Source organism: Variovorax sp. FG153, assembly GCF_057809595.1.
Window position 1 is genome coordinate 1 of record NZ_JBMDKG010000022.1, and the last position, 19,741, is coordinate 19,741.

Genomic DNA, 19,741 nt, shown 5'->3' on the forward strand with positions numbered 1-19,741 from the left:
ACCCGGCGCGCCCGGCGCCGGGCGCGCCCGTGGCCGACGGGAGCGGTGCCGCCTGATGCCCCGACTGTTCCACGCCCTCCTTCTCCTTCTCGCGGCGTCGTTCGCCTGCCAGGCGCAGGCACAGCCGCAGCAGGTGCCGGCACAGCGCCTGCGCATCGTCGGCGGCCTCGCCGGGGTCACCCAGTACACGCGGCACGAGGAGAACTTCTGGGCCCGCGAGCTCGCCGCGCGAACCGGCGGACGCTACAGCGCCAGCATCGTGCCCTTCGACCGCGCCGGCGTGCCGGGCCAGGAGATGCTCAGCCTGATCCAGCTCGGCGTGGTGCCCTTCGGCACCGCGCTCATGAGCCAGATGGCGGTGCAGTTCCCCGAGCTGGGCACGCCCGACATGGCCGGGCTCAATCCCGACATCGCGACGCTGCGCCGCGTGGTCGGCGCCTTCCGACCCTACCTGGCGCGCACGCTGCGCGAGCGCTACGGCGCGGAGCTGCTGGCGATCTACACCTATCCGGCGCAGGCCGTGTTCTGCGCGCGGCCCGTGGCGCGGCTGGCCGACCTCGCGAACCGGCGCGTGCGGGTGTCGAGCGCGACGCAGGCCGATTTCATGCGCGCGCTCGGGGCAACGCCCGTCTACACCGAATTCGCGGCCATCATGTCGAACATGACGACCGGCAACACCGACTGCGCGATCACCGGCACCATGTCGGGCCACACGCTGGGCCTGCACGCGGTGACGAGTTCGCTCTACACCATGCCGCTGAGCTGGGGCCTGGCGGTGTTCGCGGCCAACCGCGAGAACCTCGAGGCGCTCCCGCCCGACCTGCAGGCGCTGCTGCGCACCGAACTGCCGAAGCTCGAGGCCGCGGTCTGGGACCAGTCCGAGCGCGAGACCACCGAGGGCATCGCCTGCAACACCGGCGCGGCCGGCTGCACCCGGCCCGTGAAGGGGCGGATGACGGCGGTCGCCCCCTCGCCCCAGGACGAGGCGCGCCGGCGCGAGATCTTCGCGACCCGCGTGCTGCCCGGCTGGCTGCAGCGCTGCGGCCCGGTCTGCGCGCAGGTCTGGAACGACACCGTCGGCCCCGCGGTCGGCATCCGCGCCCCGCTCGCCCGGTGACACAGCGCTTCTCCCGCCGCGTGGTGGCCGTGGTCTACGGCGTGGCCCTGCTGCTGCTGGGCACGCTGGCGGCCGTGGCGAGCAGCATCATCTGGGACGCGCGCGGCAAGGCCATCGCCAATGCGCAGACCCAGGCGACGCGCTTCGTCGGCGGCTCGGAGGCGGCGCTCAACCGCGCGCTGCTGAGCATCGACATGATGCTCGCCGGCGCGGGCGAGCAGTTGCGCGAATCCCCGCGCGACCGCATCGCCGAGGATGCCAACCGGCCCGAGGTGCGGCGGCTGGTCGGCAACCTGGTGCGGCAGAACCTGCTGGTGCGCTTCGTCGCCTTCGTCGATGCGCAGGGCGTGCCCATCGCGTCGTCGGACCGGCGCGGCGCCCAGATCCCGATGGCGCTGCCCGAGGGCTTCGCGCACGACGTGCTGGCGCAGCCGCTGTCGACCATGGCGGTGAGCGCGCCGATCTCGAGCCCCGCCACGCTGCAGCAGGTGGTGTTCTTCGCGCGCGCCGTGCCGCTGGCCGACGGCAGCCGCATCCTCGCCGTGGCCGAGGTGCAGATCTCGCTGCTGGCGCTGGTGACGATGCAGGGCGCCGTCATCCCGGGCCTGGAGGTCACGCTCGAGCGCGACGCGGGCTCGCTGCTGGTGAGCGTGCCGGCGCGCGACGACCTGCTCGGCCGGCAGCTCGAGCCACCGCTGAGCGAGCAGACCAGCGACGGCCGCCCGGTGCAGATGGCCGCGCGCCTGAGCGGCGTGCCCGCGATCCTGGTGGCGCGCCCCACGCTGCACCGCAACCTGCTGATCGTCGCGAGCATCCCGCTGGACGCGGCGCTGCACGACTGGCGCCATGAGCGCGACCGCATCGCATGGACCGGCGTCCTGGTCGGCGCGATGATCCTCGCGATCGCGGCCTTCACCCACCTGCAGCTGCGGCGCCAATGGCAGGCGCGGCAGGAACTGGTCCGCTCCAAGGCCACGCTCGACCAGGCGCTCGAGTCGATGATCGGCGGCTTCGTGCTGCTCGACGCCGACGACCGCGTGCTGGCCTGGAACCACAGCTTCGTCGCGATGTTCCCGTGGGTGCGGCCGCTGCTCGCGCCGCAGGTGCCGTTTCGCGAGCTGGTGGCCGAGACCGCGAAGCACGTGGTGCACGAAGGCGGGCCGGGCGGCTGGCTCGACCTGAACATGCCGCAGCTCGCGCGCGAGCATTCCGAGCAGGAGGCGGTGTTCGACGACGGCCGGGTCACGCAGGCCACGCGCAGCCGCACGCCCGACGGCGGCACCGTCTGCGTCTACCAGGACATCACCGAGAAACGGCGCCACATGGCCGCCATCGTCGAGAGCAAGGCGCAGCTGCAGGCCACGCTCGAGGCGCTGCCCGACCTGCTGCTCGAGGTCGGGCTCGACGGCATCTGCCACGGCCACCATGCGCCGCGCGTACCGCTGCCGGGCATCCAGGTCGACCAGCCGGCCGGCCGGCGGCTGCAGGAGCTGCTGCCGCCGCAGGCGAGCGCGGAGGTCATGGCGGCGCTCAAGGAAGCCAACGAGACCGGGCGCTCGAGCGGGCGCCAGTTCGAGCGCCGCTACGCGCGCAGCAAGGCCTGGTTCGAGATCTCGGTCTCGCGCAAGGCCAGCGGCGCGCAGGCCGATCCGCGCTTCATCGTGATCCTGCGCAACATCACCGAGAGCAAGCGGGCGGCCGACGAGGTCGAGCAGCTGGCCTTCTACGACACGCTCACCGGCCTGCCCAACCGGCGGCTGCTGGTGGACCGGATCAAGCAGGCCATCGATGCCGCGCCGGGGCGCTCGCGCTGGAGCGCGCTGCTGTTCCTCGACCTCGACAACTTCAAGACCGTGAACGACGCGCACGGCCACGACACCGGCGACGTGATGCTCAAGCAGGTGGCCAAGCGCCTCACCGCCTGCCTGCGCCGCGGCGACACCGTGGCGCGGCTGGGCGGCGACGAGTTCGTCGTGATGCTGGCCGAGCTGCACGAACGGCGGCTGATCGCGACCTCAGAGACCGAGGCCATCGGCGCGGCCATCCTCGAGCAGCTCAACCGGCCCTACCAGCTCGGCAGCCAGCAGCACCACAGCACCTGCAGCATCGGCGTGGCGCTGTTCGACACCGCCGATGCCTCGCTCGACGAGGTGATCAAGCAGGCCGACATCGCGATGTACGACGCCAAGACCGCCGGCGGCAACGCGCTGCGTTTCTTCGAGACCCGCATGCAGACCAGCATCACCGCGCGCGCGGCGCTCGAGAACGAGCTGCACGCGGCCGTCGAGCAGCGGCAGTTCGTGCTGCACTACCAGAGCCAGGTCACGAGCGAGGATCGCGTGGTCGCCGCCGAGGTGCTGGTGCGCTGGCAGCATCCGCTGCGCGGCCTGCTGGCACCCGGCGAATTCATCGCCGCGGCCGAGGACACCGGGCTCATCATCCCGCTGGGCCTGTGGGTGCTCGAGACCGCCTGCCGCCAGCTCGCAGCCTGGAGCGAGGACCCGCGGCGCGCGCACCTGCAGCTGTCGGTCAACGTGAGCGCGCGGCAGTTCCGCACCGACGACTTCGTCAAGCAGGTCGCCCGCGTGCTCGAGCGCACCGGCGCCGATCCGCGCCAGCTCAAGCTCGAGCTGACCGAGAGCCTGCTGCAGTTCAAGGTCGCCGACACCATCGCCAAGATGAAGACCCTGGCCGGCATGGGCATCCAGTTCTCGATGGACGACTTCGGCACCGGCTTCTCGTCGCTGTCGTACATGATCCAGTTGCCGCTCAACCAGATCAAGGTCGACAAGTACTTCGTGCACGGCATCGGCCTGAACCCGAAGGTGGAGCTGGTGATCCAGACCATCATCGGCATGGCGCTCAACCTCGAGCTGCAGATCGTGGCCGAAGGCGTGGAGACGCAGGCGCAACGCGAGTTCCTCGAGCGCCACGGCTGCCACCTGTACCAGGGCTACCTGTTTGGCAAGCCCAAGGCGCTGGAAGCCTACGAGCGCGACCTCGACGCGCAGGCCTGATCGGCCCGCACAATGGCCCCCGGTGAACCGCGCGAGGCGATCGACATGAAACTGCTGCTGTTGGGTGCGACGGGTCTGGTGGGCGGTCGGGCACTGCAGCTCGCGCTCTCGGACGATGCCTTCTCCGAGGTGATCGCGCCGACGCGAACGCCACTCGCGGCCCACGCCAGGCTGGTCAACCCGGTCGCCTCGAAGCTCGAGGAGCTGGTGCCGGCCTGCATCGCGCAACGGCCCGACGCCGTGGTCTGCGCGCTAGGCACGACGCAGGCGAAAGCCGGTTCGAAAGAGGCCTTCCGCTACGTCGACCACGAGCTGCCCCTCGCCTTCGGCCGGGCCGCGCACGCCGCCGGCGTGGGCACCTTCGCGATCGTCACGGCGATGGGCGCGTCGGCCAGCTCCCTCTTCTTCTACCCGCGCACCAAGGGCGAAGTGGAGCGGGACATCCGCGCGATCGGATTCCGCTCGCTGACGATCTGCAGGCCCAGCCTGATCGGTGGCGAGCGCCATGAAGAAAGGCGCGCGGAAGGCATGGCGCTGACCTTGGCGCGGCGCCTGGGGCCGGTCCTGCCGGCGCGATGGCGCGTCAACCCGGCACAGGCCATCGCCGCGGCGCTGCTCGGCGCGGCGGTCGCCGCCAAGCCTGGCTGTCATTGGATTCGCTCCGAAGACATGCAATATATTTTTCAATAACACCCGGTCCCGGGGGCGTTTTCAGGGTCGCGGCGCGGCCGCGGAATTTCACTTCCATTGCACGGCGTATTCCCTATCGAAGGGTTTACCTGTACGGCGACGTCCCATCCAGACAGGCTCAATACTGCATGCGTGCCGGCAGTCACAGTTACGTGAATGCACTTTATTGCACGCATACACCTGGATGGAGACCCATGAAAACAAACCCACCATCGATGCTCCCGGCCGCGCTCGCGGCGCTTCTGCTCACCGCCTGCGGTGGCGGCAGCGGCAGCCACAACGCGTTCCTGCCGATCGCCACCGGCACGCCGCCACCTCCCGCGAGCGCCGCGCCGCTGGCCTGCGATGACACGCTCAAGGCGAACTTCAAGCCCGATGCGCTGACCACCGTGGTGGCGGTCAAGGCTTTCAAGAAGGGCGACGCGCTCATCCTCGGCGGCACGGCAACCGGCGCGACGCCGCTGGCCGCCAACGACGTCTGCATGGTCAAGCTCAATGTCGGGCCCGGCAACCCCGGCCCCGCGGACGCGCCCTCGACTTCGCCGGGCATCGGCATCGAGGTCTGGCTGCCCGCGAAGGCGGCCTGGAACTCGCGCGTCCACGCGCTGGGCGGCGGCGGCTGGCAGGGCGGCGCCGCGGGCAGCGCGAGCGCCATCGCCAGCACCGACGCGGCCGGCGTCGCCGGCAAGGAAGGCGCGGTCTCCTCGACCACGGACACCGGCCATGCCTCGTCCGCCGGCGGTTCGTTCGCGATGAATCCGGACGGCACCATCAACAAGACGCTGTGGACCGACTTCGCCAGCCGCGGCATCCACGAGCAGGCCGTCAAGACGAAGGCGCTGGCCGCGGCCTACTACGGCGCGGCACCCAAGTACGCCTATTGGGACGGCGGCTCCACGGGCGGTCGCCAGGGCCTGAACCTGGCGCAGAACCATCCCGCCGACTTCGACGGCATCGTCGCCAACTACCCGGCCATCCACTGGAGCCGCTTCATCACGGCGGAGCTCTATCCCCAGATCGTCTTCCAGCGCGACCTGGGCGGCGTCGCACCGACGCAGGCCCAGCAGGACCTGGTCTCCAACGCGGCCATCGCCGCCTGCGACCTGGTGGGCGGCCAGCATCTGGGCTACGTGCTCGATCCGCAGTCCTGCAGCTACGACCCGACGACGGACGCCAGCGTGCTCTGCACCGCCGATGGCGGCAGCAACGCCACCGCCGCCTGCGCGAGCAAGGCACAGGCGCGGGCCATCAACAAGATCTGGTACGGCATGACGGCCGACGGCTCGGCGCCGGCGCCCGCGGCGGACAACGGCTGGTCCGCGGCCTCGTCCTCCACGCTGCTCGGCACCGGCAACCAGCGCTGGTACGGCCTGACGCGCGGCACTTCCCTCTATGGCGCGATGTTCTCCGCCTTCGGCCTCAATGGCCTCGCAAGCCCGAACGGCGCCTTCCCCATCGCCTCGGACCAGGTCGCGCTCGAGCTGCAGAACTCCACCCTCGGCGATCCCTCGTTCCTGAACGCGACCGGCAACGGCCAGTCGCTCTGGAAGCAGCTGAGCTACGCGCAACTGAGCAATGCCTACGACCGCGGCCTCGCGCTACAAGCGGAGTTCGGGAACATCAACACCGACAACCCGGACCTCTCGGCGTTCAGGAACCGCGGCGGCAAGCTGCTGACCTGGCACGGCCTGGCGGACGAACTCATCATGCCGCAGGGCACGGTGAACTACTACAACAGCGTCGTCGCGAAGATGGGCGGACTGAGCGACGTGCAGGGCTTCTACCGGCTCTACCTGGTGCCGGGCGCCGGCCACGGCGACCCGAACGGCACCTCGAACCCGGGCGCGGCGGTTCCGTACTTCGCGCCGACCCAGTTCTACGACACGCTGACGGCCTGGGTGGAACAAGGCAAGGCGCCCGAGGCGCTGACGCTGCAGTCGCCCGGCGCGGCGCCGAAGACCCGCCCGATCTGCGTGTACCCGAAGAAGATCGCCTACACCAGCGGCGATGCGGGATCGGCCGCGAGCTACACCTGCTCGTAGCGTTCAGTCCGGTTCGAGCAGCCGCCCGGGGTCAGCAGGTTGCGGAGATCGAGCCGCCGTGGGCCGCCAGGTCGGCGCCGAGCACCTGGGTCGGCCCGAGCACGGACCGCAGATGGGCGATGAAGTCGACCGGGTTCATGCGGACTGCACCCAGCGCGTCACTCGGGCTTGATGCCGGCGGCCTTGATCAGCGGGCCCAGCCGGTCCATGTCCGCGCGCAGGGCACGCGAAAGCTGCTCGGGCGCGCCGCCGAGGATCAGCGCGCCATCGGCCTCGAGCTTGGCCTTCACGTCGGGCGTGCGCAGCGTCTCGTTGAGCTTGGCGTTCAGCACCGCGACGATCGCCGCCGGCGTTCCGGCCGGTGCCACGATGCCGTACCAGCTCACGAGCTCGAAGCCCGGGAAGCCGCTCTCCGCGATCGTCGGCACGCCCGGCAGCGCGGGCGAGCGCTGCGCCGAGGTGACGGCGATGCCGCGCACCTTGCCGCCTTCGATGAAGCCGCGCATCGTGACGCTGGTCCCGACCCAGGCGTCGAGCCGGCCGCCCAACATGTCGGGCATGCCCTGGGCGATGCCGCGGTAGGGAATCAGGTTGAACTTCGCGCCCGACTGCTTCTGCAGCAGCTCGGTCGCCAGCAGCGGGCTCACGGTCGGATAGCCGATGCTCACCGAGCCCGGGTCCTTCTTCGCCTTCGCGATGGCGGCCCCGAGATGGGCCGCGCCGCTGGCCGCGTCGACCGTGAACACATAGGGCGTGGAGGCGATCAGCCCGATCGGCTGGAAGTCCTTCACCGGGTCGAAGGGCAGCTTGTCGTAGAGCGACGGACTCAGCGCGATGTGATCGGTGAGCGTGAGGCCGAGCGTGTAGCCGTCGGCCCTGGACTTCGCCACCGCCTGCAGCGCGATGTTGCCGTTGGCGCCCGCGCGGTTGTCGATGATGACGCTGGTCTTGAGCAGCTCGCCGAGCGTGGGCGCCAACACGCGCGCCAGCTTGTCGCCGCCGCCGCCCGGCGGGAAGGGAACGATCAGGCGCACGGGCTTGTCGGGGTAGTCGGTGTCGGCGCGTGCCGGCAGGCCGAAGGTGGAGGCGAGCGCGAGGCCCAGGAGGCTCGCCGCGGCGAGGCCGCGGCGCTTCGTGTTCGGTGTGCGCTGGATGGGGTGCATGTGATGTCTCCGGTTGGTTGTTGTGTGGCAGGCGGCCGCGCCCCGGCCGCCGGCGGTCCGGCGGCAAGGTGTCCTCGCGGCAACAGAAAGATCAGCTCGTCTCGACGGCGGCTTCCGGCACGCGGGCCGGCGCCGTGTGGCGCGATCGGATCGACGCGATCGCGCACGCATGGAAGCGCTCGATGTCCTCGGGGCGCGCCACGGTCATCTCCAGGTCGTTGAGCCAGCCGTTGTGCAGCCCGTAAACCCAGCCATGCACCATCAGCGGCTGGCCGCGGCGCCAGGCGTCCTGGACCACGTCGGTGCGGCAGACGTTGAGCGTCTGCTCGACCACGTTGAGCTCGCACAGCGCGTCCAGCCGCCGTTCCTCGGGCACCTCGTCGAACCAGGCGGCATGCTTCTCGAACACGTCGGCCACGTGGCGGATCCATGCGTCCGCGATGCCGATGCGCAGGCCCCGGAGCGCCGCGCCGACGCCGCCGCAGCCCGAGTGGCCCACCACGATCACGTGCTCGACCTTCAGCAGGTCGACCGCGTACTGCACGACCGCGAGGCAGTTGAGGTCCGAATGCGCCACCACGTTCGCGACGTTGCGGTGCACGAAGAGCTCACCGGGCCGCAGGCCCACGAGCTCGTTGGCGGGCACGCGGCTGTCGGCGCATCCGATCCACAGGTACTTGGGTGCCTGCTGGCGCAGCAGCGACGAGAAGAAGCCGGGTTCGCTCGTCTCGACCTCGCTCGCCCAGTCGCGGTTCTTCGCCAGCAGCTTGCTCAGCGCGTCCATGGTCTGCGCGGGGCCGCGGGCCTCAGACGTGCGCTTCGGCACCCAGCAGCGCGGTGCGAAAGCGGCTGCGCAGGAACGGGCCGTCGCGCGGCGGCAGCGCCGTCGGCGCGGGATCCGTCGTGACCTTGATGGTCGCGAGCACCGGGCCCTGGCCGTGGAGGATCCTGTCGACCGCCTCCTCGAGCTCCGCGGCCGTGCGCACCGTCAGCGCCTGCGGGAAGCCCGTGGCCTTGGCCACCTCGGTGATGTCGACGCCGCGGCCCGCATGGGCCGGCTGCATGCCGGTCTCCGCGTAGTGCTCGTTGTCGATCACGACGACCGTGAGGTTCTCGGTGCGGTCGACCGCGGCGGTCGCCAGCGAGCCCAGGCCCATCATCATCTCGCCGTCGCCAACGAACACGATGACGCGCTTCTTCGGCTGCGCGCGGGCCAGACCCAGGCCCACCATCACGGCGCCGCCCATCGCGCCCCAGAGGTAGAAGTTCTGCGGACCGTCGCCCGCGGCGGCCACGTCGAAGGTCGGGTTTCCCAGGCTGGTGATGGCCAGCGCCTCGCCCCGGTCGCGAAGGATGCGCGCCACCACTTCGCGGCGATTCAGGACGGCTTGGTTCTCTGCTGTGGATGACATGGCGATGCTCACTTGTTGAAATTCTTCGTGCCGATGACGCGCTGCCCGATCAGCACCGCGACGCTGCGCCCGGTCTGGTAGGCGAACTTCGCGCCGGCGAGCACGGTGGGCGGAACCTCCTCGGGCGAATCGGCGCGGTACACGTAGACGCCCGAGTCCTCGAGCACCGCCTGCGTCGACTTGCCCATCGCGACCTGCCAGGGGTTGAACTCGCCCCATTCGCCGCGCATCGTCACGACCATGAACAGCGGCATGCGCGTCTCGTGCTGCAGCGACAGCATGTTGATGCAGTTGCCGACGCCGCTGGACTGCAGCAGCAGCACGCCGCGGTCGCCACCGAGCCAGGCACCGCCCAGCATCGCGACGCCCTCCTCCTCGGTGGTGAGCGAGACCGCGTGGATCCCGGGGTCCGCCTCGCACATGCGGATCAGCTGGCTGTGGCCCGCGTCGGGGACGTAGGCGACCTGCCGGACGCCGAGGTTCTTGAAGCCTTCGAAGATTTGCTGAGGCCAATCGATGGTGGACATGGGAGTGAGTGGAGGTGGTGAATGATGGAAAGAAGGGATCGATGCTCAGCGCATGACGAAGGGATTGGCCGTCGCCGCGCCGGTGTTGATCCAGACGCTCTTGGTCTGCAGGTATTCGTTGATCGCGTCCATGCCGTTCTCGCGGCCCAGGCCCGAATCCTTGTAGCCGCCGAACGGCGACATGAAGCTCACGGCGCGGTAGGTGTTGATCCACACCATGCCGGCCTGCAACCGCTCGGACATCCGGAACGCACGGCCCATGTCGCGCGTCCACACGCCCGAGCCGAGCCCGAAGCGCACGTCGTTGGCGATGCGCACCGCGTCGTCCTCGTCCTTGAAGCGGATGATCGAGAGCACGGGGCCGAAGACCTCTTCCTGCGCGATGCGCATGCCGTTGTCGACGTCGCCGAAGATCGTCGGCTGCACGAACCAGCCGGTGCCGCAGGCCTCGCCGGTGGCGGGACCGCCGCCGAGCAGCAGCCGGGCACCCTCGTCCTTCGCGATCCGGATGTAGCTCAGCACCTTGTCGTACTGGGGTCGCGTGGTCACCGGGCCGACCTGGGTGTCCATCGACATCGGGTCGCCCATGCGCGCGGTGCGCGCCAGTGCAAGCAGGCGCTCGACCACCTCGTCGTACACCGCGTCCTGCACCAGCAGGCGCGAGCCCGCGATGCAGGTCTGGCCGGTGGCCGCGAAGATGCCCGAGACCGCGCCGTTCACGGCGTCGTCGAGGTTCGCGTCCGCGAAGACGATGTTGGGCGACTTGCCGCCGAGCTCCAGGCTCACGTGCTTGAACTGGCGCGCGGCCGCCTCGTTGATGGCGCGGCCGGTGGCGTCGGCGCCGGTGAAGGTGATCTTCGCGACCCGCGGATGCTCGACGAGCGTGGCGCCCACCTCGCGGCCGAAGCCCGTGACCACGTTGATCACGCCGGCGGGAAAGCCCGCCTCCTCGAACAGCCGGGCGAATTCCAGGCTCGATGCCGAGGTGAACTCCGAGGGCTTGATGACCACCGTGCAGCCCGCGGCGAGCGCGGGCGCGATCTTCCAAGTGGCCAGCAGCAGCGGCGAGTTCCAGGGCGTGATGGCGGCCACCACGCCGAGCGGCTCGCGGCGCGTGAAGTTGAAGTAGCCCGGCTTGTCGAGCGGCATCACGCGCCCTTCGACCTTGTCGGCCAGGCCGCCGAAGTAGTAGAACCACTGCGGGATGTAGTCGAGCTGCCCCAGCATCTCGGCCAGCAGCTTGCCGTTGTCGCGCACCTCGATCTCGGCCAGCCGGCGCGCATCGCGGGCGATCAGGTCGCCGACGCGGCGCAGCAGCGCACCGCGCTCGGTGGCCGTGAGCCTGGCCCAGGGGCCCTCGGTGAAGGCCCGGTGCGCCGCCTGCACGGCGGCGTCCACGTCGGCCGCGCTGCCCGAGGCGATCTCGGCCCAGGCCTCGCCGGTGTAGGGGTTGTGTGTTTCGAACCAGGTACCGCCGAGAGGGGCGGCTTCCTGTCCGTCGATCCAGTGTGAGTAGCGTTTCATATCGGTGGACGAAGCTTCCTACATCGATGCGCGCGGCGCCATTTGCGATTCGCAAACAGGCACTTCAGGAGTGATCAAGGCGGCGCGACGAACAGGGCATGGGACGGTTGCGCGGGCCTATTCCTTGGCCACGTAGGCTTCCGCCGGCTTGTCGCTCGGATTGGCCCAGGCGTTCTTCGTGGCTTCGCCCAGCGGCAGGTTGATGGTCACGCCCACGGGCGGGATCGGCTTCAGGAACCACTTGTCGTAGAGCCTGGCGAGCTCGCCCGACCTGGCCTGGGCCTTGATGCTCTCGTCCACCGCGGCCTTGAACGCGGGGTCGTCCTTGCGGATCATGATCGCGATGGGCTCGACGGCCAGCACGTCGGGCAGCAGCCTGAAGTCCTTCGGCGACTTCGACTTCGCCGCCAGCGAGGCCAGCACCGAGGCGTCGAGCACGAAGGCATCGGCGCGGTCGGATTCGAGCAGCAGGAAGCTGTCGGAATGGTCCTTACCGTAGACCTCGGAGAAGCTCAGGTTCTCGGCGCGCTTCTGCTTGCGCAGGGTCTGCAGCGGCGTGGTGCCGGTGGTGGTGACGACCGTCTTGCCCTTGAGGTCCGCGAGCGCATGGATGCTCGAATTCGCCTTCACGAGGATCTTGGTCTCCTCGATGTAGGTGGTCACGCCGAAGGCCACGTCCTTCTGCCGCGCGGCGTTGTTGGTGGTCGAGCCGCACTCGAGGTCGACGGTGCCGTTCTGCACCAGCGGAATGCGGTTCTGCGAGGTCACGGGCTGGTACTTGACCTCGAGCTTGCGGCCGAGCGACTTCTCGAGGTCCTTGATGATGTTGGCACAGACGTCGAAGTGAAAGCCCGTGTACTGGCCGTTGCCCAGCGTGTAGGCCAGGCCCGAGGACTCGCGCACGCCCTCGGTGATGGCGCCCGAGGCCTTGACCTTGGCGAGGGTGTCGTTGGCCTGCGCGAGCGCGCTGCCGGCGGTCAGCGCGGCCGATGCCGCCAACGCGGAGACGGCCAGGATCGATGCTTGTTTCTTCTTCATGCGGGAGCTCCAGCGGAGGATGGGAAAAAAGGGAGTTCAGGCAGCGCGCGCCGCCACCAGCTGTTCGGCGGCAGCCAGCCGCACGCACAGCGCGACCACTTCGGCGGCGCGGCCCAGCTGCTCGATCGACGGCGAGGACGGCGCGATGCGCAGCGTGCGGTCCAACGGATCGATGCCGCCCGGGAACGGCGCGCCGGCCGGCGTGAGCGTGACCCCCGCGCGGCCCGCGAGCTCGACCACGCGGCGGGCCGTGCCCGGCTGCACGTCGAGCGCGATGAAGTAGCCGCCGCGCGGGCGCGTCCATTGCGCGATGCCCAGCGGGCCCAGTTCGCGCTCGAACACATCCAGCACGCGGTCGAAGCGCGGCGCCAGCAGGGCGCGGTGGCGCAGCATCAGCATCTCGAGGCCCACGCGATCGCGCAGGAAGCGCACATGGCGCAGCTGGTTGAGCTTGTCGGGACCCACGCTGCGCACCGCCGCATGGCCGAGCCACCAGCGCAGGTTCTCGGGCGAGGCGCCGAACAGCGCTACGCCGGCACCGGCGAAGGTGATCTTCGAGGTGGAGGCGAACACCAGCGGCCGGTTCGCATGGCCGTGCGCCGCGCAGCGCTCGGCGATGTTCGCGATCTGCACCTCCTCCACGCCGAGGTGGTGCAGGCCGTAGGCGTTATCCCAGAACAGGCGGAAGTCCGGCGCGGCCGTGGGCATGGACGCGAGCGCCTCGACGACCGCATCCGAATACACGGCGCCGGTCGGGTTGCTGTACTTGGGCACGCACCACATGCCGCGCACCGACGGGTCCTGCACATGGGCGCGCACCGCCTCCATGTCGGGCCCGTCGTCGTGCAGCGGCACCGGGATCAGGCGGATGCCGAAGGCCTCGCAGATCGCGAAGTGGCGGTCGTAGCCGGGCACCGGGCAGAGGAAGGCGACGCCCGAGGGCACGGCATGCCATGGCTCGCTGCCGCCGGGCACGCCGGCGCGCCAGGCGTGCGAGACGCAGTCGTACATCATCGACAGGCTCGAGTTGCCGCCGGCGACCACCTGCTCGGGCGGCACGCCGAGCATGAAGGCGAACAGCCGGCGCGCTTCGGGCAGGCCCTGCAGGCCCATGTAGTTGCGGCAGTCGGTGCCGTCCTCGGCGAGGAAGTCCTGCGTGCCGGGCAGCGCCAGCAAACCTTCGGACAGCGCGACCTGTTCGGCCGACGGCACGCCGCGCGCCATGCTGAGCTTCAGCGGATTCGCGCAGAGCGCTTCATGGGCCTGCGCCCACTGTCGATGCAAGGTGTCGAGTGCCGCCGGTGAAGCGTGGATCAGTTCGTTCATGGGTCCGTGGTGTTGCGCACGGCGTTGCATGCCGGCGCGCGGAGCTTCCTGGATCCGTGCGCCGCGCGCTATTTGAGATTCGCAAACGGGCACTTCGCGAGCCCTCAAGGCAGGAGCGGTGCGGGGTCGATGTCGAACAGGGCCTGCTCATCCGGCCGGTGTTTGGCCACGCGAAATGGCGGCTTGTGGAAGCGCAAATTGCGCGGCCCGCGCGCGGTGGGCATTCTTCAGGGCGAACTCACTGGCGAAACCATGACACTGCCCCAACGCTCCTTCCTCTTCGTGCCCGCGAACCGTCCCGACCGCTTCGACAAGGCGCTGGCCTGCGGCGCCGATGCCGTCGTCATCGACCTCGAGGACGCGGTGCCTCCCGAGAACAAGACCGAGGCGCGCCATTCCGTGGCCGCCTGGCTGGCGGCCCACCATCGCGTGATCGTCCGCATCAACGCGGCCGACACGCCCTGGTTCAAGGACGACCTAGCGCTGGCCCGGCTGCCCGGTGTCGCGGGCATCATGCTGCCCAAGACGGAGCGCATCGACGAGGTCTTCAGCGTGTCGTGCATCGGCGCGGGCACGGCGGTGTTTCCGATGATCGAGACCGCGGCCGGGCTGCACAACGTCCACACCATCGCGCGGGCGCAGGGCGTGCAGCGGCTGGTGTTCGGATCGATCGACTTCCAGCTCGACCTGGGCATCTCGGGCGACGAGCTCGAACTGCTGCCCTACCGCGCGCAGCTGGTGATGGCCTCGCGCCTGGCCCGGCTGGGCGCGCCGATCGACGGCGTCAGCACTTCCATTGACGACCAGGCCGCGCTCGCGGCCGACACGCTGCGTTCGCGGCGGCTCGGCTTCGGCGCCAAGCTGTGCATCCATCCGAAGCAGGTGGGCGTGGTGAACTCGGCCTTCTGTGCCACCGCCGAGGAACTCGCCTGGGCACGCCGCGTGCTCGAGGCGGCCGCGCGTTCGGCGGGCGCTGCCATCGCAGTGGACGGCAGGATGGTGGACCGCCCCGTCATGATGCGTGCCCAGGCGATCGTGCAGGAAGCAGGCGAACGTGCGTTGCGACTGGCCGGCGCGGCAGCGGCGCAGTCATGAACAAGACCGACCCGGTGCTTGCGCGCTGCTCAAGCCCGGGGGGCTGAAAATCAATCGGCCTCGCCGCCCGAGGACCGCGTGGCCGACAGCGCATCGGCCTTCAGCAGCTCGACCAGGTCGCGCGCGAAGCCCGGCAAGGCTTCGAGGCTGCGAAAGCAGATCTGCAGGTTGCGCAGCGCCCAGTCGTCCTCGAGCTGGACGACCTGGACGGCCATGTACTGCCGGTAACGCTCGGCCGAGGTGCCCGGCATGATGCTGATGCCGACGTTCGATTCGGTCATCTTGCAGCAGGCCTCGAAGTTGCCGACCTGGATGCGCGGCTTGAGCACGCGGTTCATGTCGCGGGCGATCTGGTTCAGGAACGAATGGATGGCCGTGCCCTCGTTGAGCACCACGTGCTCGTACTCGAGGGTCTCGGCGAAGGGCACCGGCGAGCGGACCGCGAGCGCATGGCCGTCGGGCACCACCAGCACCAGCCGGTCCTCGCGATAGGGCACGACCTCGAGCCCCTCGGTGCGCACGCGCCCCGAGACGATGCCGATGTCGGTGTGCCCGTCGGACACCGCGCGCACGATGTCGCCGCTGCCGCGCTCGCGCAGGTCGACGTTCACGTCGGGATGGGTGATGAGGTAACGGCTCATCACGGCCGGCAGGAAATCGGTGATGGCCGTCGTGCTCGCGAACACGCGCAGATGGCCCTTGATGCCGCTCGCGTACTCCTGCAGGTCGTTGCGCAGGTGCTCGAGCTGGCCGACCACCAGGCGCGCGTGATAGGCCAGCGCCTGACCCGGCGGCGAGAGGGTCACGCCCTGGCTGCTGCGGTACAGCAGCTTGGTGCCCACGCTTTCCTCGAGGTTCTTGACGCGGATGCTCGCCGCCGAGACCGACATGAACGTGGCCTCGGCGCCGCGCGTGAGGCTGTTGGCCTCGGCGATGGCCAGGAACAGCCGCAGGTCTACCAGATCGAAGTGGATCATCTTGCTTTCCGACTTTGCCGCTCGCCCGCCGCCCCGGCCCGCGAGCTCATCGGGAATCGACCGGCTCCAGCAGGATGCCGACGCGCGCCACCGACATCAGCGACCAGGCCCAGCCGATGACGCTCTGCATCTCGGCGGCCGTGGCGCCGTGGCGGTAGAGCGCCAGGCGCGTCGCCTTCTCTTCCAGTTCATGGCGCTCGAGGGTGTTGCCGGGATCGCCCTTGGGTTCGTCGACGCGGCCCTCGAGGCGGCGGCCGTCGATGGTATCAACATGCACCTTGCCGATCCATCGCGCCGGATAGGCCCGGTCCACCTCGGCATCGAGAACCATGCTCACCTTGTCGTGGAAGGCCGAGACCGCGGCGTCCTTGAAGTGCCCGTCGAATTCCGACAGGCCCGCGCGGCCATGCACAGCCACCAGGCCGAGCACGGTGCCCATCGAGAACTTCGACTGGTGCACGGTCTGCGGATCGGTGACCGGGCCGAGGACATCGATGGCCGCCTGGTGCACCTGCGCCGTCACCGCCTTCACGTCGCCGGCCGCGAGCTGGTGGCGCTGCAGGATCTGCTGCAGCGCATCGGCCGCGGGATGCGTGTGGCGACACGAAGCGTGGAACTTGAACGAGGTCTCGGCCAGCGCCCAGCGCGTGCCGAGGCCGTCCGTGAGCCGGGCCGGATCGGCATCGCTCGACATGCCCGCGGCCATGCCCTGCGCGCCGGTCAGGATGCGCCGCGCGCCCGTGAAGTCGTCCTTGGCCAGGTAGGCCGCCGTGAGGCCGGCGCCGGCCGCATGCGCCGTGTGCAGCTGCTTCGAATCGGCGGCGTCGCGCAGGAACTCCCACAGGCCCGAGGCCTGGGTGCCCGCGGAACCGATCGCATGCAGCATCTGGTCGGGCGTGAGCGCCAGCAGGTGGCCGGCCGTCACCGCGGCGGCCACGGCACCCGCGGTGCCGGTGGTGTGGAAGATCTTGTAGTGCGAGCGGCCCAGGAACTCGCCGACGCGGATGCCGACCTCGTAGCCGGCAACCGCCGCGGTCAGCAACTGCGCGCCGCTGAGGCCATGCGCCTGGGAGATCGCGAGCGCCACCGGGAACACCACGGCGGCCGGATGGAACACGGAGCCGTTGTGCACGTCGTCCTGCTCGGCGAAATGCGAAGCCGCAGCATTCGCCATCGCGGCCATCAGGGGGCTGGAACGCGTGCGGTGGATCAGGATCTCGCTGCGGCCGTCGCCCGCGCCCATGGCGGACGCGAAGCGCGTGATGCTCTCGACCGGGCGCGCGCCCTTGCCGGCCAGTGCCGAGCCGACCCAGTCGAGGAGCAGGTCCTCGGCGCGGCGCAGCACCGCCGGCGGAATGTCTTCGGCCTTCAGGTCGGCGGCAAAGCTGGCCAGGATGGACTCGGGGGTGCTCGAGGTGGTCATGTCGAATGTTCTTTCAGAGGATCTGGCTGTCGCGCAGGCGCGCGATCTCTTCGGGGCCATAGCCCAGCGCTTGCAGGATGGCGTCGGTGTGCTCGCCCAGCGCAGGAACCGGGTCCATGCGCGGCGCGAAGCGGTCGTTGTCGGCCGGCGGCTTCAGCGCCAAGATCGGCCCGACGGGCGAACCCACCTCGAGCCAGCGCTCGCGAGCGCGCAGCTGGGGATGGGCCCAGACGTCCGCGATGCCGTTGACGCTGGCGTTGCCGATGTTGGCGGCGTCGAGGCGCGCGATGCACTGGGCCGCCGTCAGCGGCTGCAGCAGCGACTCGATGCGCTGCTTGAGTTCCACCCGGTGGGCGCTGCGCTTGGCGTTGGCGTCGAAGCGTTCGTCGGTGGCCAGCTCCGGGTGCGCGAGCACCTGTTCGCAGAAGGCCTTCCACTCGCGCTCGTTCTGCAGGCCGAACAGCACGGTCTTGCCGTCGCCCGCCGTGAAGGGGCCGTAGGGATAGATGCTCGGATGGCTGGCGCCCGCGCGCGCGGCCTGCGCCTGACCCTCGAAGCCGTAGTAGAGCGGGTTGCCCATCCATTCGGCGAGGCACTCGAGCATCGACACGTCGATGTGGCTGCCCTCGCCGGTGATGCCGCGCTGGATCAGTGCCGCCAGCACCGCGCTGTAGGCATACATGCCGGCGGCGATGTCGGCCACCGAGATGCCGGCGCGCGCCATCTCCTCGGGCGAGCCGGTCACCGACAGCAGGCCGGCCTCGGCCTGGATCAGCAGGTCGTAGGCCTTCTTGTCGCGGAACGGTCCCGAGCTGCCGTAGCCCGAGATGTCGCAGACGATCAGGCGCTTGTGCGTGGGGCGCAGCGCTTCCTCGGACAGGCCGAGCCGCGCCGCGGCGCCAGGCGCCAGGTTCTGCACCAGCACGTCGGCCTGGCCCAGCAGCCTGGCGAGCACCTGTCGCGCCTCGGGATGCTTGACGTCGAGGGTGATGCTTTCCTTGGACCGGTTGATCCAGACGAAATAGGAGGCCTCGCCGCGCACGCGCCGGTCGTAGGCGCGCGCGAAGTCGCCGACGCCCGGGCGCTCGATCTTGATGACCCGCGCACCCATGTCCGCGAGCTGGCGCGTGGCGAAGGGCGCCGCGACCGCGTGCTCGAGCGTGACGACGGTGATGCCTTCGAGCGGGCGCCTGCCGGAAGTTCGTGCCATGGCGCTCAGAAGGAACGCGGCAGGCCGAGCAGGTGCTCCGCGACGTACGCGTAGATCAGGTTGGTGGAGATCGGCGCGACCTGGTAGAGGCGCGTCTCGCGGAACTTGCGCTCGATGTCGTATTCGTTCGCGAAGCCGAAGCCGCCATGAAACTGCAGGCAGGTGTTGGCCGCTTCCCAGCTCGCCTTGGCCGCCAGGTACTTCGCCATGTTGGCCTGCGCGCCGCAGGGCTGGTGCGCATCGAACAGCTCGCAGGCCTTGAAGCGCATGAGGTTGGCGGCCTCGACCTCGATGTAGGCGTCGGCGATCGGGAACTGCACGCCCTGGTTCTGGCCGATCGGGCGGCCGAACACCACGCGCTCGTTGACATACTTGGTCACGCGGTCGATGAACCAGTAGCCGTCGCCGATGCACTCGGCCGCGATCAGCGTGCGCTCGGCATTCAGGCCGTCGAGGATGTACTTGAAGCCCTGGCCTTCCTCGCCGATCAGGTTCTCGGCCGGGATCTTGAGGTTCTCGAAGAACAGCTCGTTGGTCTCGTGGTTCACCATGTTCGGGATCGGCCGCACCGTCATCCCGCTCTTCTCGGCCGCGCGCAGGTCGACCAGGAAGATCGACATGCCCTCGGACTTCTTCCTGACCTCGGCCAGCGGCGTGGTGCGTGCCAGCAGGATCATCCAGTCGGAGTGCTGCACGCGCGAGATCCAGACCTTCTGGCCGTTGATGACGTAGCGGTCGCCCTTCTTCACGGCCGTGGTCTTGATCTTGGTGGTGTCGGTGCCGGTCGTGGGCTCGGTCACGCCCATCGACTGCAGGCGCCATTCGCCCGAGGCGATCTTGGGCAGGTAGAGCTGCTTCTGCTGCTCGGAGCCGTGGCGCAGCAGCGTGCCCATGTTGTACATCTGTCCGTGGCAGGCGCCGGAGTTGCCGCCCGAGCGGTTGATCTCCTCCATGATCACCGAGGCCTCGGTCAGGCCCAGGCCAGAGCCGCCGTACTCGGCGGGGATCAGCGCCGCGAGCCAGCCCGCCTTGGTCAGCGCATCGACGAAGGCCTCGGGATAGGCGCGCTGCTCGTCGATCTTGCGGTGGTATTCGTCGGGAAACTCGGCGCAGAGTGCGCGCACGGCATCGCGGATGTCTTGGTACTTGTCGACGGCGTTCTTCGTCATTGGATCGCTGC

Annotated in this window: 16 protein-coding genes; 5 read left to right on the top strand and 11 right to left on the bottom strand. The window is 69.7% G+C overall.

Features of this window, described 5'->3' with window-relative positions; genetic code table 11:
• Positions 1–55 precede the first annotated feature (55 nt).
• The 4 genes from ACODT0_RS22565 to ACODT0_RS22580 all read left to right on the top strand — a co-directional run bounded on the left by ACODT0_RS22565 (position 56) and on the right by ACODT0_RS22580 (position 6,866).
• Positions 56–1,117 (top strand): TRAP transporter substrate-binding protein, encoded by a 1,062-nt coding sequence (locus ACODT0_RS22565; RefSeq protein WP_261214669.1) that lies wholly within the window; start codon positions 56–58, stop codon positions 1,115–1,117.
• Entirely contained in the window at positions 1,114–4,134 is a 3,021-nt protein-coding gene (locus ACODT0_RS22570) for a bifunctional diguanylate cyclase/phosphodiesterase (protein WP_296742249.1), read from the top strand. Before ACODT0_RS22565 ends, ACODT0_RS22570 begins: the two co-directional genes overlap by 4 nt.
• 45 nt (positions 4,135–4,179) lie before the next feature.
• Positions 4,180–4,824 (top strand): Rossmann-fold NAD(P)-binding domain-containing protein, encoded by a 645-nt coding sequence (locus ACODT0_RS22575; protein ID WP_296742245.1) that lies wholly within the window; start codon positions 4,180–4,182, stop codon positions 4,822–4,824.
• A gap of 194 nt (positions 4,825–5,018) precedes the next feature.
• Positions 5,019–6,866, top strand: coding sequence for a tannase/feruloyl esterase family alpha/beta hydrolase (locus ACODT0_RS22580; protein ID WP_489042307.1), 1,848 nt, complete (start codon positions 5,019–5,021; stop codon positions 6,864–6,866).
• A 158-nt stretch (positions 6,867–7,024) separates the two neighbouring features.
• Here the strand turns inward: ACODT0_RS22580 and ACODT0_RS22585 are convergent, their stop codons facing one another.
• The 7 genes from ACODT0_RS22585 to ACODT0_RS22615 all read right to left on the bottom strand — a co-directional run bounded on the left by ACODT0_RS22585 (position 7,025) and on the right by ACODT0_RS22615 (position 13,856).
• Positions 7,025–8,029, bottom strand: coding sequence for a Bug family tripartite tricarboxylate transporter substrate binding protein (locus ACODT0_RS22585; protein WP_296742240.1), 1,005 nt, complete (start codon positions 8,027–8,029; stop codon positions 7,025–7,027).
• Positions 8,030–8,120: 91 nt separating this feature from the next.
• A complete protein-coding gene (gene can / locus ACODT0_RS22590) occupies positions 8,121–8,813 on the bottom strand; it encodes a carbonate dehydratase (protein ID WP_489042308.1) in 693 nt (230 codons plus the stop codon).
• A gap of 22 nt (positions 8,814–8,835) precedes the next feature.
• Positions 8,836–9,441: a thiamine pyrophosphate-dependent enzyme gene (locus tag ACODT0_RS22595; protein WP_296742234.1), complete on the bottom strand. Its 606-nt coding sequence runs from the start codon at positions 9,439–9,441 to the stop codon at positions 8,836–8,838.
• A gap of 8 nt (positions 9,442–9,449) precedes the next feature.
• Positions 9,450–9,968 carry a thiamine pyrophosphate-binding protein gene (locus ACODT0_RS22600; protein WP_296742232.1) on the bottom strand — a complete coding sequence of 173 codons (519 nt, stop codon included), beginning with the start codon at positions 9,966–9,968 and terminating at the stop codon, positions 9,450–9,452.
• Positions 9,969–10,013: 45 nt separating this feature from the next.
• Complete coding sequence (locus tag ACODT0_RS22605; protein WP_422099307.1) at positions 10,014–11,492, bottom strand: aldehyde dehydrogenase; 1,479 nt, start codon at positions 11,490–11,492, stop codon at positions 10,014–10,016.
• A 117-nt stretch (positions 11,493–11,609) separates the two neighbouring features.
• A complete protein-coding gene (locus tag ACODT0_RS22610; protein WP_296736177.1) occupies positions 11,610–12,530 on the bottom strand; it encodes an amino acid ABC transporter substrate-binding protein in 921 nt (306 codons plus the stop codon).
• A 36-nt stretch (positions 12,531–12,566) separates the two neighbouring features.
• Positions 12,567–13,856 (bottom strand): aspartate aminotransferase type Ic, encoded by a 1,290-nt coding sequence (locus ACODT0_RS22615; RefSeq protein WP_296736173.1) that lies wholly within the window; start codon positions 13,854–13,856, stop codon positions 12,567–12,569.
• 252 nt (positions 13,857–14,108) lie between these two features.
• On the opposite strand from ACODT0_RS22615, the gene ACODT0_RS22620 reads away from it, so the two are divergent.
• Positions 14,109–14,951, top strand: coding sequence for an HpcH/HpaI aldolase/citrate lyase family protein (locus ACODT0_RS22620; protein ID WP_489042309.1), 843 nt, complete (start codon positions 14,109–14,111; stop codon positions 14,949–14,951).
• Positions 14,952–15,001: 50 nt separating this feature from the next.
• Here ACODT0_RS22620 and ACODT0_RS22625 read toward each other — a convergent pair whose 3' ends face one another.
• The 4 genes from ACODT0_RS22625 to ACODT0_RS22640 are packed head-to-tail and all read right to left on the bottom strand — an operon-like array spanning position 15,002 to position 19,730.
• Positions 15,002–15,928, bottom strand: a complete 927-nt coding sequence (locus tag ACODT0_RS22625; protein ID WP_296736150.1) for a LysR family transcriptional regulator — start codon at positions 15,926–15,928, stop codon at positions 15,002–15,004.
• A 46-nt stretch (positions 15,929–15,974) separates the two neighbouring features.
• Positions 15,975–17,351 carry an MmgE/PrpD family protein gene (locus ACODT0_RS22630; RefSeq protein ID WP_296736147.1) on the bottom strand — a complete coding sequence of 459 codons (1,377 nt, stop codon included), beginning with the start codon at positions 17,349–17,351 and terminating at the stop codon, positions 15,975–15,977.
• A gap of 13 nt (positions 17,352–17,364) precedes the next feature.
• Positions 17,365–18,561: a CaiB/BaiF CoA transferase family protein gene (locus ACODT0_RS22635; RefSeq protein ID WP_296736144.1), complete on the bottom strand. Its 1,197-nt coding sequence runs from the start codon at positions 18,559–18,561 to the stop codon at positions 17,365–17,367.
• Between the two features lie 5 nt (positions 18,562–18,566).
• Complete coding sequence (locus tag ACODT0_RS22640) at positions 18,567–19,730, bottom strand: acyl-CoA dehydrogenase family protein (RefSeq protein ID WP_489042310.1); 1,164 nt, start codon at positions 19,728–19,730, stop codon at positions 18,567–18,569.
• Positions 19,731–19,741: the final 11 nt, after the last annotated feature.

Bases quoted from the DNA above. Each gene is read 5' to 3' on its own strand.
- ACODT0_RS22565 (WP_261214669.1), top strand. From the start codon at position 56: ATGCCCCGACTGTTCCACGCCCTCCTTCTCCTTCTCGCGGCGTCGTTC.
- ACODT0_RS22575 (WP_296742245.1), top strand. From the start codon at position 4,180: ATGAAACTGCTGCTGTTGGGTGCGACGGGTCTGGTGGGCGGTCGGGCA.
- ACODT0_RS22580 (WP_489042307.1), top strand. From the start codon at position 5,019: ATGAAAACAAACCCACCATCGATGCTCCCGGCCGCGCTCGCGGCGCTT.
- ACODT0_RS22585 (WP_296742240.1), bottom strand. From the start codon at position 8,029: ATGCACCCCATCCAGCGCACACCGAACACGAAGCGCCGCGGCCTCGCC.
- can (WP_489042308.1), bottom strand. From the start codon at position 8,813: ATGGACGCGCTGAGCAAGCTGCTGGCGAAGAACCGCGACTGGGCGAGC.
- ACODT0_RS22595 (WP_296742234.1), bottom strand. From the start codon at position 9,441: ATGTCATCCACAGCAGAGAACCAAGCCGTCCTGAATCGCCGCGAAGTG.
- ACODT0_RS22600 (WP_296742232.1), bottom strand. From the start codon at position 9,968: ATGTCCACCATCGATTGGCCTCAGCAAATCTTCGAAGGCTTCAAGAAC.
- ACODT0_RS22605 (WP_422099307.1), bottom strand. From the start codon at position 11,492: ATGAAACGCTACTCACACTGGATCGACGGACAGGAAGCCGCCCCTCTC.
- ACODT0_RS22610 (WP_296736177.1), bottom strand. From the start codon at position 12,530: ATGAAGAAGAAACAAGCATCGATCCTGGCCGTCTCCGCGTTGGCGGCA.
- ACODT0_RS22615 (WP_296736173.1), bottom strand. From the start codon at position 13,856: ATGAACGAACTGATCCACGCTTCACCGGCGGCACTCGACACCTTGCAT.
- ACODT0_RS22620 (WP_489042309.1), top strand. From the start codon at position 14,109: ATGACACTGCCCCAACGCTCCTTCCTCTTCGTGCCCGCGAACCGTCCC.
- ACODT0_RS22625 (WP_296736150.1), bottom strand. From the start codon at position 15,928: ATGATCCACTTCGATCTGGTAGACCTGCGGCTGTTCCTGGCCATCGCC.
- ACODT0_RS22630 (WP_296736147.1), bottom strand. From the start codon at position 17,351: ATGACCACCTCGAGCACCCCCGAGTCCATCCTGGCCAGCTTTGCCGCC.
- ACODT0_RS22635 (WP_296736144.1), bottom strand. From the start codon at position 18,561: ATGGCACGAACTTCCGGCAGGCGCCCGCTCGAAGGCATCACCGTCGTC.
- ACODT0_RS22640 (WP_489042310.1), bottom strand. From the start codon at position 19,730: ATGACGAAGAACGCCGTCGACAAGTACCAAGACATCCGCGATGCCGTG.